The following is a 16,008-nucleotide window of genomic DNA, read 5'->3' as shown; positions in this document are numbered from 1 at the left end:
AAATGAGGGCGCTCTGTGTGACAGCGCCCTCGTTCAGGTTACATAAAAAGCATCAGTTCAAAATAGCTTCCAGCCGGGCCAGCACTTCATTCACGATACTGTCAGGTATCTGTTCCAGCCGTTTGCCGTTGCGGGCAGCCATATCAATTGTTCTGGGCTGGTCACAGCGGATAATACCCGCTGTTTTTGTTCCCGCCCCGTCCAGTGAAACGGCAAAACCAGCTGCGCGGGCAAAGTTTCCGCCGCTGGTCACGGGGACAACAACGGGTAGCCGGGTCAGCTTATTGAAGGAAGCCGGTGAAACGATGAGTACCGGACGTTTTCCACTTTGTTCATGACCTGCAACAGGATCAAGTGAAACGAGCCAGATTTCCCCTCTGTCCATTTACAGGATCTCCTTGCCCACCGCTGGTGCATCAATCCATTCCCGATCCTCTTCGCTCATTTCGGCGTGCGGATCGCACTGCGCCAGCAGTTCATCAAGCGAATAACGAGGCCGTTTTTGCGGTTCAATAATCAGGCAGCCATTATCAATGGTCATGCCTACTTCGCTGTCCGTCGACAGCGCCAGCGTTTTCAGCACGGCGGGAGGGACTGCCAGCATGACAGAGCCGCCGACTTTTTTCAGGCGAGTGGTATACATAGAAAACCTCCGAATATTATATTTAAATATAACATCAACAGCTGGCCGTGTACATTTTTCAGTCAGATTCATTGTAATCTCCTTGGTATAACGAAGCGTGAAGAAAGCCTTACCCCTTCCAGAGATGGAGCCGGCAGTTTTCAAAGGCGACATTGCCGGTAAAAGGCGACCGTCCTGATACATCAGGTGCTTCTCTAAGGTCATGAAGCATTTTGTGCAGGCGGGAGCTTACTTCACGGTAAAGTCTGAAGATTAGAGATAACTATTTTTGCGGTTCAAAGGATTATTTCGAATCAGATAAACAAAATGCGGCGCAGCTTCCGTATCAAATCTGCGCCGGGGAGATATCAGCGATAGCGCGAAAGCGAGATTTGCTCTGGCGCGATGCCCTGCGCTTTAGCTATCAGCTTTTCAACTTTGCGCCAGTGGCGGATAAGCGCGTTTACCAGCGAGGAGGTGCCAGTCCAGCCTTGCGGGAAACCGCCGCCATTGAGGCTCTCTGCTTTTTCAGCGCGGAAATAATATCCGTGCCGTGCCAGCCCGGTTGCCATCATGCCACCACGTCCTCAATAAACTTCACGCCCTCAGCCGTGCGCACCCAGCGTGGGGCTTTCATTTCTGCGGCAAAGTATTCCAGCAGTTCGGTCAGCAGCCAGCGCAGTTGTTCCTCCTCCTGCGGCGAATACATACGGCACAGCAGGAGCTGCGTCAGAGCTGAACAGTAGTCGCAGAGCGTATCCGTGTCGGGCGCGAAACGGGGGAAAGACGTGGGCAGCGTATCGACGGTCAGGCTGTCTTTCAGGTGCGGAGGGATTGGGTCGCGCAGACCCGGCTTCAATAGCGTGAGCACAGCAGCAAGCCGTCCGCAGAGCGCCATTCTCAGCGCCGGGTCGAGGCATTCCGCCTGCGCTTCAGCGAGCTTTTCGCAGTGATCGGCTAAAACGGTGAAATCGGTGTCAGCGTTAAAGGGAACGGAAAGTAACGGGTGAATCTGGGTGGGGATCGTAGCCATAGAGGCGGCCTCCTGTAACGGGTTTAAAACCCACCACCAGAGGTTCCAATCTCATGGTGGTGGACTGAACGGGGTTGGAACTACCGGCGTTACAGGCAACCGGCGCACCTTACGGTGCCCCCGCCCAGCCCACCATTGAGGTATAGCCGAGCGCACGACATAAAAAAGACGCGGGCGCGTCGTATGTCGCCTGTAACATTTCGGGGTTCCAATCCCGGCACCTGATTTTGCAGGTACGAGTAAAAGGTACCGCTTTCTATCGAAAACAGCAATAGGAAGTGGTGGAATACAGATCGCAGATTGTTATAAATATAGCATTGGTCGCGAAAGTATCATCTTCACCAATTTTTCGGAGGGAGTCCGTTGAATATTACAGAACAACAGATTGTAAAGCTGGGGCCGCCAGTAGGGAAAGCAGATGCTTATTTACCACTGGAGCTTATGGAACAGAAAACGTTTGAACTATTTTGTTGTGAGCTCATCAAAAAACGGCTGAAAATCGAAGACGGCGAGATAGTTGATGCCATGACGATTGGCCTTTCCGGCCAATCACAATTTGGGGCGGATATTTTTACGCATCGTCAGCACGGCAATCAGGACATTTATTCGTTATACGAAGTGAAACGTTATAAAAAATTAACAAAAAGTCAATATATTTCCACTGTCGAGCGCTTTAATGAACATCGGGAAAAATGGCAGGTGAATATCAATGAGTTTTACATTTTCCTCAGTGAGAAAGCGTCAGCGAAGTTAATTGCGGAATACAAAAAACAAGAGGCTCTTTTTAAGGATCAGAATATAGTACATCGCCTACTTGATACGGAATTGATCCACGACTGGCTGAAAAATCCTTATTGTCCAGATCTGTTGTATCGCTTTTGTCACGAGAGCTGGGTGGCTCTGTTTTATGGCGAACGAGCACTGTTAAATATCAAAAACTATGGTGTGTGGGACTATAACGAATCTTCTGCCTGGCGAAATTACACACATCCATATGAACACATTACTGGTGATACCTATACGCTTCAGAATGATCATGTGTTTATTCAGGCGTTTTTACCTAACCTGAAAGGGAACCCCCTTTCCTGTTTTATTGATTTTCGAAATGGCCGCTATAGCCATGTATTGCTGACAATGAGTCCGAGTAACCTGCTAAATTCAGCCTTCGAAGGGGTCGGTAGCCCACCGGAGGCGGGAGTCAGACCATGGGTTTTAAAAGAATCTCATGGCGAGAATTATTATTGCGACATTGGAAACTGTCGTCTTCTGCTTACCCTAAATGAAACCCGCTCGCTCTGTGAGGCTTTTGACAAATTCTGGAAATGCTACAAACAGCGTATGGAAAAAATTGATCGGATTTGCCGGACTGTTGATTTTTCAAACAGTACGCCACTCGGCGATAATATTCATCTCATCACCATTCCTTTCTGGCTATGGGGTCGCATCGACATCTTTTGTCAACATCATGACTATCTGGATACCGAAGGCGAGTGGTCGATATTTAACCCTGTGCGTGAGCGTATTATGGTTTTCACTCGGCATAAAGATGAGATTATGAATGAAGGGCATCACGTCACGCTATTAGCCAGCCGCGATCCCAATTGTCATCGCCTGACTAATCATCGCGTAGCGCTAATCTGGCAACCTCCCAGTCGCTATAATCTTGATAATAGGGAAGAGGACGCCATCGGACCTCGTAATTACTGGGATGCACTGACAACATATCGCTGGCTGATGGAGAAATTAATCCCTGTGGCAGATAGCTGGTACTGTGCTAATTACTTCCCAGAACGCAGAGGCTGGCAACGCCTGCCATTTCGCTCCCCCCGCCATATTCCCTATACATCCGATGATATTTATTCAAACTACCAACCGGAAAGTAATATCTCTGTTGAACAGATAGACAGCAAACAGAGTTTGCTAACGTTGCTGACTGAACTACAGGATTTTTTTAATATCTATACTCGCCGGGTATACTTTAAGGCTAATGAGTTTGAGCAACTTTGCGACGCTTTTCTCTATTTGTTAAACAAGACTACCGTCAATTACTGGGGTTATATCCGTAGTAGCGTCGGCGCTTCGCAGGAAGACCATGAGTCCGTGGTAACAGCATTGCAAAAGTATCGGATGGAAAGTCCGGTTCATGAAAAAAATTCGTCCCTGTATGATTATCTGCTTCGTGGCATGATGGCGCTCTTTCGCGATGGTGACTGCCATATTAACGAAGTGGAAGCGATGAAGGTTGCAATGTTGCTGCGCCCCTTTGTGGATAGGGTGTCAGAAGGACGTTTTTTGCGGCGCTGTCAGAGGCGGTTATAAACTATCCTGCCAATACGCTTTATCCATAGCCACTCTGCCATGGTTTCGTGTTGCTCGATTAGGCTTTCCGCAACGGCTGGTTTTCTGGATTAGGGTAGCAAACGATGCTAACTATCCTTCTCAGAGTTTTTTATCGCTTTGTTTTACTAATAAACCATCCGTAAAATAATCCGTAAGAACAGGTAGAATAGTGCTAAAGCACAGCATTCATTATATGAAGGTGAAACTTGTCTGACATCAATCTGAACGGTCCCGCAAATGGCGGTGGAGCAGCAACCAGTAGTGGTATTTTATTTCAGCAGCAGTTGGGGGCTCACTTTGCCGCTCAGCTCCTGTCTGGTAGCAGACTGGATGCACGATTAGGACTGGGCGAGGCATCTCCCGTCTGGTTGCGCTTTGAAACCGAAGCGCCCGTTGACGATATACTGGTGGCTACATCCGTAAGTGGTTTTATCGCCATTCAGGCGAAAACAACGCTGTCGCTTTCAGATGATGAAAAAAAGCCTTTTTATCGGACTGTGGAACAGTTTGTCCGACAGTGGCTAACCTGCCGGGATGGCAATGGCTCTCTGGATTGGAATCGACCTCTCGATCCGGATAAAGACCGTCTGGTATTAGCCGTCAGTACCAAAGCTTCGGCTTCAATTCGCGACGTTCTTCCTGCTGCCTTATCTCTTTTTTCTCAGCACGGCAGCGGAGCGATGAATCAAAAGCAGGTACAGGCGTATAACATTTTTGAACGCTGTATTTCCACAGCCTGGAATAGCATAACCTCCGCGCCCCTACCGCCTCACCTTGTATCTGAACTTTGCCGCCTGGTTATTGTTTTGGTGATTGATGTTGAAAACATGGCTTTACTCGCCTGTTCACGGCTTACTCAGATCCTTGCTAAAGGCACACAGGCAACGGCAGCATTAAGTGTTCTTACCGAAATTTGCGGAAAAATGATGTCCAGCCGTGATGGCGGCGATCTGTCAACTTTTCGCAACGAGCTAGCAGGGAAAGGGATCGAACTCGCAGCACCTCCTCGCTACAAGGATGATATTGCCCGACTTCAACAGCATTCTCAGGAGATTGCTGCTTCCCTTAATCAATATGAGGCCATTGAAAGTCAGTCAGGCCAGCCCGTTACCCTCCGCAGGGAGTGTCAGAATGAAGTTGAGCAAGCCGTACAGTCAGGTTCGCTATTAATTATTGGTGAACCCGGAGCGGGTAAAAGCGGAGTGCTGAATGCACTGGCCCGCAGCCTACGCGAACGGGGAGATGATGTACTGGAACTGGCCGTTGATCGCTATTCCGTTGAGTCACTCGGGCACCTAACCCATGAACTCAGGCTTGAACATAGTTTGACCGACGTGCTTCAGGCGTGGGATGGTTCATATCAGAGCTGGCTGATTATAGATGCGCTGGATGCCACCAGAGGGGGCAAGGGAGAGGCCGTTTTTCGCCCACTCATTGAGCAAGTGTTAGCTTGGGGTGGCAGATGGCGAGTGGTTGCTTCTATACGCAGCTTTGATCTGCGCATGGGGGTAAAACTTCGTGATTTGTTTAAAGGTACCCCTCCTGTTGCTAAACGTGCTGATACTCTGTTCTCTTCAGTTCGCCACATCGTTATCCCACGTTGGTCAGATGATGAATTTCTCCAACTACTGGAAAAATCTCCATCTCTGGCTACGTCCCTTGAGGGCGCTTCTAAAAAACTGCGGGATCTAGCGAAAGTCCCGTTTAATACCAGACTACTGGCAGAACTGGTTTCCCAAGAGACGGGTGTCAGGTTGACGGATATTTCGTCTCAGTCAGAACTCTTAAAACTGTACTGGCAACGTCGCGTTGAGGCTCATGGGCTTAAGGCCACACGAAATATAAAAACATTAGTGGATGCCATGATTAATGCGCGTTCACTCAGTGTTTCATCCCTGCTTGCGGACACGGATGCCGACATGATCGATACACTCTGCCGCGAAGGGGTGTTGATTCGGGAACAAAATGACCGTCGGATACAGTTTCGCCATCACCTTTTGTTTGACTACGCTGCGGCCCAGACATCATTCGATCCAGAAACGCTAATTGCGGGGACATTACGTTTCCACAAACAACAGGCACTGGGGCTAATGCTATCCCCGGCGCTCGGTTTTGTACTTCAGGAAATCTGGAGTTATGACAATAACCATTACCGTTTCTGGCAGGCAGTGAGTTATCTGGTCAACGACAAAGATGGCGATCCTATCATTCGTAGTTCGGCGGGTCGGATTGCGGCAGATTATCCCACTGCTCAACATGACCTGCTCTGGCTTGCTGAACGAGTGGCTGCCGATGATGAGAAGATGATAACCACGCTCAGTCATATCTGCGGAGCGCTGGCAATACGTTTTGAAGATGAAAAAGAGGTTGTAGCTCTTCCATGGGTATATCTGGTAGCAGCGCTGACGCCCCAGGTACATAAGGTCGCAGAAACATTACGCTTTCTGTTGTACCCGCTTATCAAGCGAGTTACCGATAAACCCTTATGCAATATGCTGGGGACAGCCAGTCGCGCTGTGTTTTCCTACGCCCTTGCGCTGAGTGAACCAGATTATTTTGTCAGAAGCGCTATTCTTCTCGTTACAGATACTATCAATACCGATGTGCAGGCATCCTGCCATTTACTGGAGCAGCTTATTTCTTCCGAACGTCTCCAACGCTTTGGTTCAGAAGAGATCCCCGTGCTCTGTTACAACATTAAGAAAATCGGAGATTGTGCGCCTGAGTTTGTAGTTAACGTATTCGAGTTTGTCTATACCCATGATGTCACAGAAGAACGGGAAACAACGCTGGGAAACAGCCGAATCCTGCCTCTGAGGTCAAATGCCCGACAAGATTATGAATCGGCTCGTTATTCACTTGGAGAATATTTCTCCCGTTTTCTCGAACAATATCCTAGTCTAGCTGTGGATGCCGCAGTGCGCGCAATAAGCGGGTATGTTGCTCGACGTCATCCCTTAGATACACCTGTGATGCATGTGCCCGTTCTTGGGCATGATATTTACCTTAAGGCCGATCGCAGCTATATCTGGGCGCACGATCCTGATGGTAAACATGCTCATGACGGAGAGGTACTGGTTAAAAAATTATTTCAGCGCTTGCAAAGCGCGCCCGAACCCGACGCGCTCGTTCTGGCAAGACTTATCTGTGAAAAAGCTTCGCTGGCAATTTTCTGGGCCAGAATCTTTCTGGCTGCAAATAGACGCAATGATGGCCTGATTGATTTTCTCTGGCCTGTTGCTGCACAAGAAGCATTTATCCAAAATGAAGATACCCGTAAAGACGCTATCGATCTGGTCGCTATGGGAATTACGCATCGTTCAGAGCATGAGCGGCGAGAACTGGAAAATTCCGCCTTTCAGTATGACCTCTCTGATTATGTTTACCCTGAGAAAGCAAAAACCAGTTTGTTGTACCGCCTTTTCAGTACAATTGGTTCAGAGAATCTTCAGACTGTACAAGCCAGAAATTTCCTGAAGAACACCCCAAGGGATGGTGAAACAGCTGGTAATAAGAGGCTTTTCAACATTTCCCCCGTTACAGTCAGCACCGATATACCTTACGATTTTATCGATGGTCTGGATCGGAACGAACCGGACAACATCACTCTTATCAACGCGGTCAAAACCGCTAAAACTGCGTTGGGTTTAACAACGAATAACACGCTTTCATCCGAATTATCGCTGGAGGATGTTTTTAGCATTCTCGAACCGCTTCATGAGCAGCTCAATCTGGAACACGCCCATACCTATGTGCGTACAACCGCTGAGGATGTCATTGTCCGGGCCTGCGCTGCTGCTGTTGAACAGAAATTGCTGCCTCCGCTAGACGACGATCGGGCTGATAAACTGACATCTCATTTTTTAGATTTAGTACATCTCGCTTCCTGTGCAACTGATCCAATCCTGAATGAAGATACAGAAGAAAACTTTGAAGATAGTGTTAGCTGGGGCTCACCTGTACCGAGGATTGATGCTGCACAGATTATTCTCGATGTTGTTCCATTACGCCCCGATCTGTATGAGCGACTGAAACCAGATATTGAAAGAATGTTGATTGATCCTCATCCGGCCGTTCGATTACAGGCATCAGTACGGCTGCTACGGCTGTGGGATGTCGATCGGGATAGCGTATGGCGTTACCTGAGTGAACGGCTGGAGCAGGAAACCAATACCGGTGTAATAGAGCATACGGTTGGGGATGGAATAAGAAATCTGTTACATACCGAGCCAACCCGTTCTTTCTGCCTTATTCAGAAGCTATTGGGGCGTTTTAATGACCATCCCGAACGCCAGAAACGTATTCGTACTCTGGTCAGCGGCGATTTGGCAATTCTCTGGGGAGTCCATGAAGTCAGAGAATCGTACCATATTCTCCAGGGCTGGATTACCGAACCCACCGTTTATCATGATGAGCTTAATCAAGTCCTGTTTACATTAAGAGAAGGATTTGTTTTTGGCCTTGCCAGACAAAGTAAACTGAAGGATACAGAAGTCAGGCATCGGGCGCTGGATATGGCCTATAGCATTATTGATGCTGCTGGTAAAAAACTGGAACAATACTCCCCCCATACTGACCTGACAGAGGCCGAAAGGGAAAACGTAAAACACTGCTTTGCGATTATAGACAGGGCATGTCTACAACTTCGTTTCGCTTGTGAAGGGAAGCATAATTCTGACAAGACATCATTAGAATATGAAGAACTTAAGCAATTTCTGAACGAAACTGAATTACACATGCGCCGTATTGGTGATTGCAGCTCGCCACATACTGTTTATTATCTTCTGGAGTTGCTTGAAACGCTTGTTCCTGTCGATCCTGCCAAATGTTTCGATCTGATGGCTCATGCGTTAAGTCATGCAGAAAAATCCGGTTTCCAGAACGAAACGCTGGGAATGGAACAATTGGTAAAAATGATGGGCGTGTTTCTTGCCGATCATAAAACCATCTTTGAAGATGAGAACAGACGAGCTCGTTTGATAGAGAGTCTGGATATTTTTCTGGCAGCCGGTTGGCCCGCAGCCAGACGCCTGCTTTACCGGCTGCCGGAATTGATTCAGTGAACGAACATCAATTGCGTAATCAGTTTCGTGGAGATCTATCCACATTAATTGAGGATATGACACAGTCTCTTGAAAATGAGGATCTTGATCCCTATTCGAAAGAGAGCAAGAAAACGCTGCTTGAACATCATACGCGCATCCTGTTCTTCGATCGTCTATTGACAATTCTGGGTTGGCGTCTGGGTGCAAAAGGTAATGTGGCGGAAGAAGCCAGAATAAAGGCCGAAACGACACGCTTTATGGATTACCTTGGCTTAAAGGAAGAAACAAAAGCACCTTTAATGATTTTTGAAGCAAAAGCCTGGGATAAACCTTTTGTTTCCGCCCGTAATCCCGAAACGAGAGCCACGGACGACGATCTTATTGCCGCCGCAATCCGCCATATTCTGGATGATAAGCCTGAAGATGAATCACCTGTTACAAAACAATGGCATGACTATCTGAAACAGATCATGGGTTACGTGTGTACCATGAAAAAGGAATACGAGCATAACCCCCCTTGTGCTGTTCTCTCCAGTGGGCAATGGACGGTAGTATTTACAAACCCTGTTCTAACGTTTGTTGATGGCAGAGTAAGTACAAGCGATATTAAAGTTTTCAAGCTGGAAACATACAAAAGCGATGTCGATGCTTTGTTTAATCTTTTACACTGTTCAGTACTGGCACAAGAAATTCCGTTTCCTTTGCGCCCTGCGCAAATAAAAGAATATGTTGATATTAATTCATTGAACTCTGCATTTTATGGCCTACACGTTCATTACGAAGAAACAGGCAGCCGACTTTTTAGAGTAAAACCACAAGTATTGATTTATCCGGTACTCATTCTGCAACGCCATGATGGCGTTTTAGCTGTTGTAGCAAACAAAGGGGAGCATTACACGGGGAGCATTACACGCTCGAATACACCCAAAATTGCGCTACAGATGCAGGCGATCTCACGACGCATTTAGATTCTATTACAGCTTGCTTTCAGGAACTTCATACTACCTGCGAAGAAGAGTTAGGCCGCAGACTAACGGTTTCCTCTGTTGAAGATTTTCCGGGCTTTCCATCAGCATCTTCGACTACAAATAATTTCCCTTTGATGGTCAAAAACATAAAAAACTATCATACTGAATGGTTGGTAGTTACAGGGACCGAAAATCATTATCTTCGTAATAGCCCATTGATAGATTCATGCCGTTTTCATTCATGGGAACAATGCCATTCTGAGAATTGTGCCATTGAGATTTCCGCTATTAGTATTCGCTCTACCGATCTTAAAGTTATCTTTACCGATAAGGAAATACATCATTGCGCTCATCAAGTTGTGTACGATCGTAGAAACAGCAAATGTCATATTTTACAAATTGATGAAAGAGTCTGTTGTCAGACATGTCACTACCTCAACTTATGCTGGTCACCGACGGAACAAGAAAAGTTGCCCTGTGGTAAATAATATGCGCGCTTTATTATTCAAAGCTAAGATTCTGGCTGTTGTTTCTCTCGTATTCACTACGCCTTTCTAAAGCCACCCATGTTATTAATTTATTTTTTGCTTCTTCAACTGCTGAGTTAGTGATTTCATCACCTGCAATGACAAAATCGTCAAGTAATGGTAAGTATGACTCCAAAATATTTGCCAATGACCCAGACCATGAACTGGGGAAAAAACGCCCAATAAAGCACGATATTATTTTAGATTTATTTGAAGAAAATTCCAGGATCTTGATGGCTGTTTCAGATATATATCTATCACCATCCTTGTGTGATTCAATTAACTTACATCCATCAGCAACAAATTCCAGACGGGATTCAGGATGTTTATCTTTATTGCACCATTCAATAAGAATTTTAGCCGAGACTGACTCCAGAGCACCGCCTTGTTCTCTTTCTATCAAAGATGCTGAAGTGAGTTCGCTTGCAATGCCATACAGTCCATCTTCATCAGGCTTACATATTATATCTAATGACAATGCTGGGTAATGTTTAAAGAACGTTCTTATTGCGTTTTTTAGCGTTTCATCAAAACGATACCAGCAACTTGATATAGTAGACATCATTCTATTCAATATATCAGCAATGAAACTTTCTGAATTTTTATCAGTTAAGAAAAAATGGAGCATTTCACAAACGTCATGAGACATCATGGCGTCATCCCGGTCAACTTTCCCCCAGTCCATGCACGATAAAAAATTACCTATGGATATCACCAGTTCAAGCTTATATTTTGGGTCATGTTTTTTTGCATTATGAACTATAATAAATAAAATATTTAAAGCTGAAATAGTGCCAGCATTGTCTTGCTTTAAACATAACTTACGAAGTATTATCTCAATTTGTGCTACAGTGAAATAATTATCAGCCCCCACATTTACAAGATATGAAAATTGGTACGATGGACACTCACCCAATTCTAATATATAGCATAAACGTTTAAATGCATTTGCATTAAGAAATGTCACTCCTTGAATTTCAACAAATCGTTTGTTCCATACTGAATCATAGACGGCGCTGTCTAGAAATCCCTCAACTTCAAACATAGCCCGAGCTTTCCAGTTATTAATAATCCCTTTTAATAGGCTTAAGTTAACCTGCCCATTATTGTCATTGGCTAAATAAACTCTTATTTCCTGTAATATCCAATCAACATCACAGCCAGACTTTCCAATTCCTAGCCCAAAATCATATAAACCGCTTTTATTATGTTCGCATAATTCGGGCAGTAGCTGTTTTAAGATAGCCTTATCCTCAGCTAACCTTAAACCTAAAAGCTCTGTGTTCTTGGTACATAAAATTCGTTTTTCTTCATAGGAAAGGTTGTTCATTCCCTCTTCAAGGTGTTCGACCATCCCCCCTCTGGCGATAATTCTGGCTCTGACTTCAGATATAAGGTCATCAGGCCTGAGAATCATCTCGAATTTTTTCAGATTTTCTAACGATTCATCAGACCATGTATTGTTCCCATTTTTTAATAACACTTTTGATAGTAGCCACGCTTCCGGCCAACCATCAATTATTCGAAATTTTTCTGCCAGATGGATTAGCATAGTTTCAATTTTGGATACACCCCATACGACACGTAAAGATTTGCTGATCTCCTCTCTAACTCTTTTTCCGTCAACGGAAATTTGCTCGCCAATTGAGAGCGCCCGTTCAAACCAAGTACAAAACCATAATACAAAATCTTTTTCAGACTTAGGGGACCAACCGTAATCTCGACTTCTGGCGCCAAAACTGAAACTGTAATGAGCATTAAAGCCCTGCGTTTTTAGACCGGTGATCAACAAATCGATACCCAACTCATACTCAGCTTTATTGGTACTACTCAGAAAATTATTCACAACACCTAGGCGTTCAATCGGTCCAACTTCTGTTCCTGATAAATGACAGAAAAAAAGTGATGATATTATTTCTCTTATTTCTTTCTTTTTTTTCTCGTTTAACTCAGAGAGGTAAAGCTTTTTTAGTATCAAAACAGCATCATTAAAATATAGAGTTTCATACGCAATAGACTTGGCCAAACGTGCAAAATATTCTCTGGAACTGTCCTCATGAGTCTCTGAAGTTGACTCATCACACAGCCGGGAAATTACATCAAGGGTGACAGACGGATTAACTGGAGCCAAATTCGCAACCATCTGTTCCTCATAAGACCCGAGTTTTGAAAAATCACCAAGATAGCCAGAAGCTGACAGCATCTTTTCCGCTATTTTCACGGCTTCCTGACAATTATGCAGAAATGAAAGTCGTCGGGTAAACGATCGTGCAATACGCTTACTGCCCTGTTCTATGAATACCTGAATCAAATGTTCAGCAGGAACCGTTTCCAAAACCCGCACTACCAATCTATTCGCCACGGCATGAGGTAAAAGCGCTCGCCATTCCGCCCGCGATTGTAATAAACCTCTACGTTTCAGTTCAACCATGTGTCTTGAAAACGTTAACGGACTTACCTCGGCCAGTCCTGCCAACTTAGCCAGTTCGCCGTTATTTGATAAATCCTCGCCATCAAATGAATACAGAATACTGGCAGCTTCAGCACATCTCAGCAAGCTATCATCATGGTCATTCTTTTGCCGAAAAAGTCTTTCGAATAGTTCCCTTTCTCGTAGCTGGGATAAGTCGTTTCCAGATTCAACAGTAGATGCCAAAGCAAAAGCAACACGAGCATTACCATCAGAAAAATCAACAATCCGTTCGATATCATTAGTTGAGAGCTGAGGAAATTTTTTCTTTAAAAGACTAAAAATAACCTCCGGTGTCGTACCTTCCAGTCTATAGCATGATGTTTTTTCTGGTATATCGTCCTGAATGTCATATTCAATTGTAATAAGTTTAATATTGACCGTTTTGTTCTTGAGATAACCAGTAAGCTTGTTATGTGTCACAATACCGCAGTTATCCACTATAACAATGGTACCAGAATCGATACCCACTAATTGTTCCAGCATAATTTGTGGCGCTGGATTTGGCTCATCCCCTAAATCGGTATAAACGACATGATCTCTGTGGGGACAAACTGTATCCGGACATACTCTCGTATCAAAAAGCGCCTGAACAAGCCTTGTTTTACCCACGCCCGATAATCCAACGATTCGAATCGAGGCAGTTCCATAGCTGCCCAATTGATTACGCAATGTCGAAATCGTTTCGGAAACATTACTACCTTCATCTTTATCAGGCATAAATACGCGGGTTTTATCATCAAGCAAATATTCAGCTTCAACGTTTTCTTCGTCATACGCCCACGGCCCATAAGGACGCCATCCACGCAGCGGCTGATTGATACAGTATCGCAGCCATGTCATTACCGACGGATGTTCTTCAACCCAATCAGCGACTCGGCGGCTATCATAAAAATCAAACGTAACAGATGAGATAAACCCATGCTGTGCTAAACATTCCTGAATTGCGTTTCTACGCGTTCGCAATCCTTCATCCGAAATATCATCTTTCGTTGAGACAATGACATAAGCACCTGAAACCTGACTAATTTCATGGAAAATAGCGCGAATATCTCCACAAGGCGCCATTTCTTTCGTAATTTTTGCTGGAGGAAACTTTTCGGCTTTAACCTGAAATATGGTCTGACTTGCTTTGATAAAATTAGGAGAAATTAACGTGGTCGCACAATCAACCCTGACATCAACACCACCATCTTTAGCCCGTTGATCACCACCCCAAGTAACACAGGAATCAGGAAGTGATTGCTTTCGGAGCTCAGCACGACACAGCCTTGCTATCAATTCACGAGCTATTTTGTCATCAAGTGATTTTATAATTGTTTGATCTATCTGAAATACGCTAGGCATAGCTCGCTCACTTGCTTCATATTTAAGTATGATAGCTATAGTACTCGACTTGATTACATGAAGGAAAAGTTAGACCAATAATTGGTGGTCAACTTGGTGGTCTTGACAAACTAAAATTTTTGTTTTAGCTTGATAAACAATCATTTAATGACAAAGGCGATCCCAGTCAGAGGAGCCAAATTTCAGAAACCCGCTTAAGGAAACTTAGGCGGGTTTTTTGCTTTTCTGCCTCTCTGCGAATCCTATCACTCATGCTTTCTGGCACATCTGTCTTCGTCATTTTATTCAGGGCACATACGGTACCGGAACTGCCTGCTTACACCATGCCTGAATCACGTTATCACCCAGCCACAAAATGATGGCATCAATGTTAATAAGAGCTTGATTGTAGTTTCGCCGGTTGGTGATATTGAACTTCTGCTTTGCCAGGGGCCGACCTGTATTCCTGCATGATGTGTGATCTAATCCTTCAGATCAGCAGAAGTTCGATTTATTCAACAATATCTCATTAAGCCAAAAGTCTTACTTCTCTTTCAGCAAAAGAAAATAATAAACTTACCGCCACCTGCTTTTTTTAATAGTGCCTACTTACCCGATAAAATCCGTAAGAACATAGCAGATTTTCATTTATCACAATAATAACCTCCCGAATTTAATGGGTAGCAGTAAATTCACCCCGACCATAAATTAAAACTTCTTAATTAAATCAACAAACTCATTAACTTTAGATAAAAATGGTGAGTGCCCGGAATCCAAATCATAAATATCGCAACCATTTTCCAACGCCATAATTGTCTGGAATCCTGGGGTTATTGCCATGTCTCTCATACATCGAATAAATATCCTGGTTGTTTTTTTTGAATTATCACTTGCCAGTTTTACTTTAGTGGTGTAATGGGAAAAGTTCTGTGGTTTGATATTTTCCCGGCAAAATGCATAATCATCTTCTGACACATCATTGTAAAATGCAGGCCGTATAATTTTCTCATCAACAGTGACTAGTGTTTTAGCATCGTTAAATATCAGCCCGAACTTAACGATCCCAACATCATTTAACGCAAGATCTAAACACGACTGATTATCTTTTGGGATAAAACCACTTACATATATAATCTTACTTATTTTGTTGACAAAGTATTCAGATACTTGAGTGGCGTACATCCCTCCCATTGAGTGAGCAACAAGAATAACATCGCCAGTCATTTTTTCTATTTTTTCCTTCAGAAGATTAATGCTTCCCTCAAAGCTCATATCGTCATCCGGATTTTTTGATGAATGAATATCAAAAAATAAAACATTATATTCATCGTCTGAAAAATAAGGTTCAATTTTTTTCCAGCACCATCCACCATGCCATGCGCCATGTATAAATATTATATTCTTCATAGTTCACACCAAGCCTAATTAAATTAGTTAATAAGAGTTCCACCCAGGATGTCAATGAATCACCCCGGGTGGACTCCGCCTTGAAATTTCCTATTGAAATCGTAATTTGTTTATTGCCTGTTAAACCTGTCTCATCATCAAAACACTGGATAACTTATTCCTGCATGTCATTTAGAATGAACCTCATCGATTTTCTTTTACTCACAACACACCAGGCAGAATTTCAGACAAATAATAACTTACAATTATAGATATGGATGCAAAGGATCT

Annotated in this window: 8 protein-coding genes and 1 pseudogene; 3 read left to right on the top strand and 6 right to left on the bottom strand. The window is 44.3% G+C overall.

Features of this window, described 5'->3' with window-relative positions:
• Positions 1-52: 52 nt before the first annotated feature.
• The 4 genes and pseudogenes from GTPT_RS09650 to GTPT_RS09635 all read right to left on the bottom strand — a co-directional run bounded on the left by GTPT_RS09650 (position 53) and on the right by GTPT_RS09635 (position 1,655).
• Positions 53-385: a type II toxin-antitoxin system PemK/MazF family toxin gene (locus GTPT_RS09650; protein WP_029991547.1), complete on the bottom strand. Its 333-nt coding sequence runs from the start codon at positions 383-385 to the stop codon at positions 53-55.
• Positions 386-643 carry an AbrB/MazE/SpoVT family DNA-binding domain-containing protein gene (locus GTPT_RS09645; protein WP_029991546.1) on the bottom strand — a complete coding sequence of 86 codons (258 nt, stop codon included), beginning with the start codon at positions 641-643 and terminating at the stop codon, positions 386-388. It abuts the gene before it with no gap.
• A gap of 347 nt (positions 644-990) precedes the next feature.
• Positions 991-1,166 (bottom strand): annotated as a pseudogene (locus tag GTPT_RS09640) (helix-turn-helix domain-containing protein).
• Positions 1,167-1,193: 27 nt separating this feature from the next.
• Positions 1,194-1,655 carry a hypothetical protein gene (locus tag GTPT_RS09635; protein WP_029991545.1) on the bottom strand — a complete coding sequence of 154 codons (462 nt, stop codon included), beginning with the start codon at positions 1,653-1,655 and terminating at the stop codon, positions 1,194-1,196.
• Between the two features lie 363 nt (positions 1,656-2,018).
• Here GTPT_RS09635 and GTPT_RS09630 point away from each other — a divergent pair, with 363 nt between their 5' ends.
• The 3 genes from GTPT_RS09630 to GTPT_RS17820 all read left to right on the top strand — a co-directional run bounded on the left by GTPT_RS09630 (position 2,019) and on the right by GTPT_RS17820 (position 10,008).
• Complete coding sequence (locus GTPT_RS09630; RefSeq protein WP_029991543.1) at positions 2,019-3,974, top strand: hypothetical protein; 1,956 nt, start codon at positions 2,019-2,021, stop codon at positions 3,972-3,974.
• A gap of 227 nt (positions 3,975-4,201) precedes the next feature.
• Entirely contained in the window at positions 4,202-9,058 is a 4,857-nt protein-coding gene (locus GTPT_RS09625) for an NACHT domain-containing protein (RefSeq protein WP_029991532.1), read from the top strand.
• Complete coding sequence (locus GTPT_RS17820; protein ID WP_244875091.1) at positions 9,055-10,008, top strand: hypothetical protein; 954 nt, start codon at positions 9,055-9,057, stop codon at positions 10,006-10,008. Before GTPT_RS09625 ends, GTPT_RS17820 begins: the two co-directional genes overlap by 4 nt.
• A gap of 501 nt (positions 10,009-10,509) precedes the next feature.
• Here the strand turns inward: GTPT_RS17820 and GTPT_RS09615 are convergent.
• Both GTPT_RS09615 and GTPT_RS09610 read right to left on the bottom strand, forming a co-directional pair.
• Positions 10,510-14,352: a hypothetical protein gene (locus tag GTPT_RS09615; protein WP_029991530.1), complete on the bottom strand. Its 3,843-nt coding sequence runs from the start codon at positions 14,350-14,352 to the stop codon at positions 10,510-10,512.
• Positions 14,353-15,039: 687 nt separating this feature from the next.
• A complete protein-coding gene (locus GTPT_RS09610) occupies positions 15,040-15,738 on the bottom strand; it encodes an alpha/beta fold hydrolase (protein ID WP_071780152.1) in 699 nt (232 codons plus the stop codon).
• Positions 15,739-16,008: the final 270 nt, after the last annotated feature.

This window comes from Tatumella ptyseos ATCC 33301, from assembly GCF_000735525.1.
Classification (GTDB): domain Bacteria; phylum Pseudomonadota; class Gammaproteobacteria; order Enterobacterales; family Enterobacteriaceae; genus Tatumella; species Tatumella ptyseos.
This window is presented reverse-complemented; position numbering and strand designations above follow the sequence as displayed.

Excerpts from the sequence above, each read along its gene's own strand:
- GTPT_RS09650 (WP_029991547.1), bottom strand. The coding sequence starts at position 385 with ATGGACAGAGGGGAAATCTGGCTCGTTTCACTTGATCCTGTTGCAGGT.
- GTPT_RS09645 (WP_029991546.1), bottom strand. The coding sequence starts at position 643 with ATGTATACCACTCGCCTGAAAAAAGTCGGCGGCTCTGTCATGCTGGCA.
- GTPT_RS09635 (WP_029991545.1), bottom strand. The coding sequence starts at position 1,655 with ATGGCTACGATCCCCACCCAGATTCACCCGTTACTTTCCGTTCCCTTT.
- GTPT_RS09615 (WP_029991530.1), bottom strand. The coding sequence starts at position 14,352 with ATGCCTAGCGTATTTCAGATAGATCAAACAATTATAAAATCACTTGAT.
- GTPT_RS09610 (WP_071780152.1), bottom strand. The coding sequence starts at position 15,738 with ATGAAGAATATAATATTTATACATGGCGCATGGCATGGTGGATGGTGC.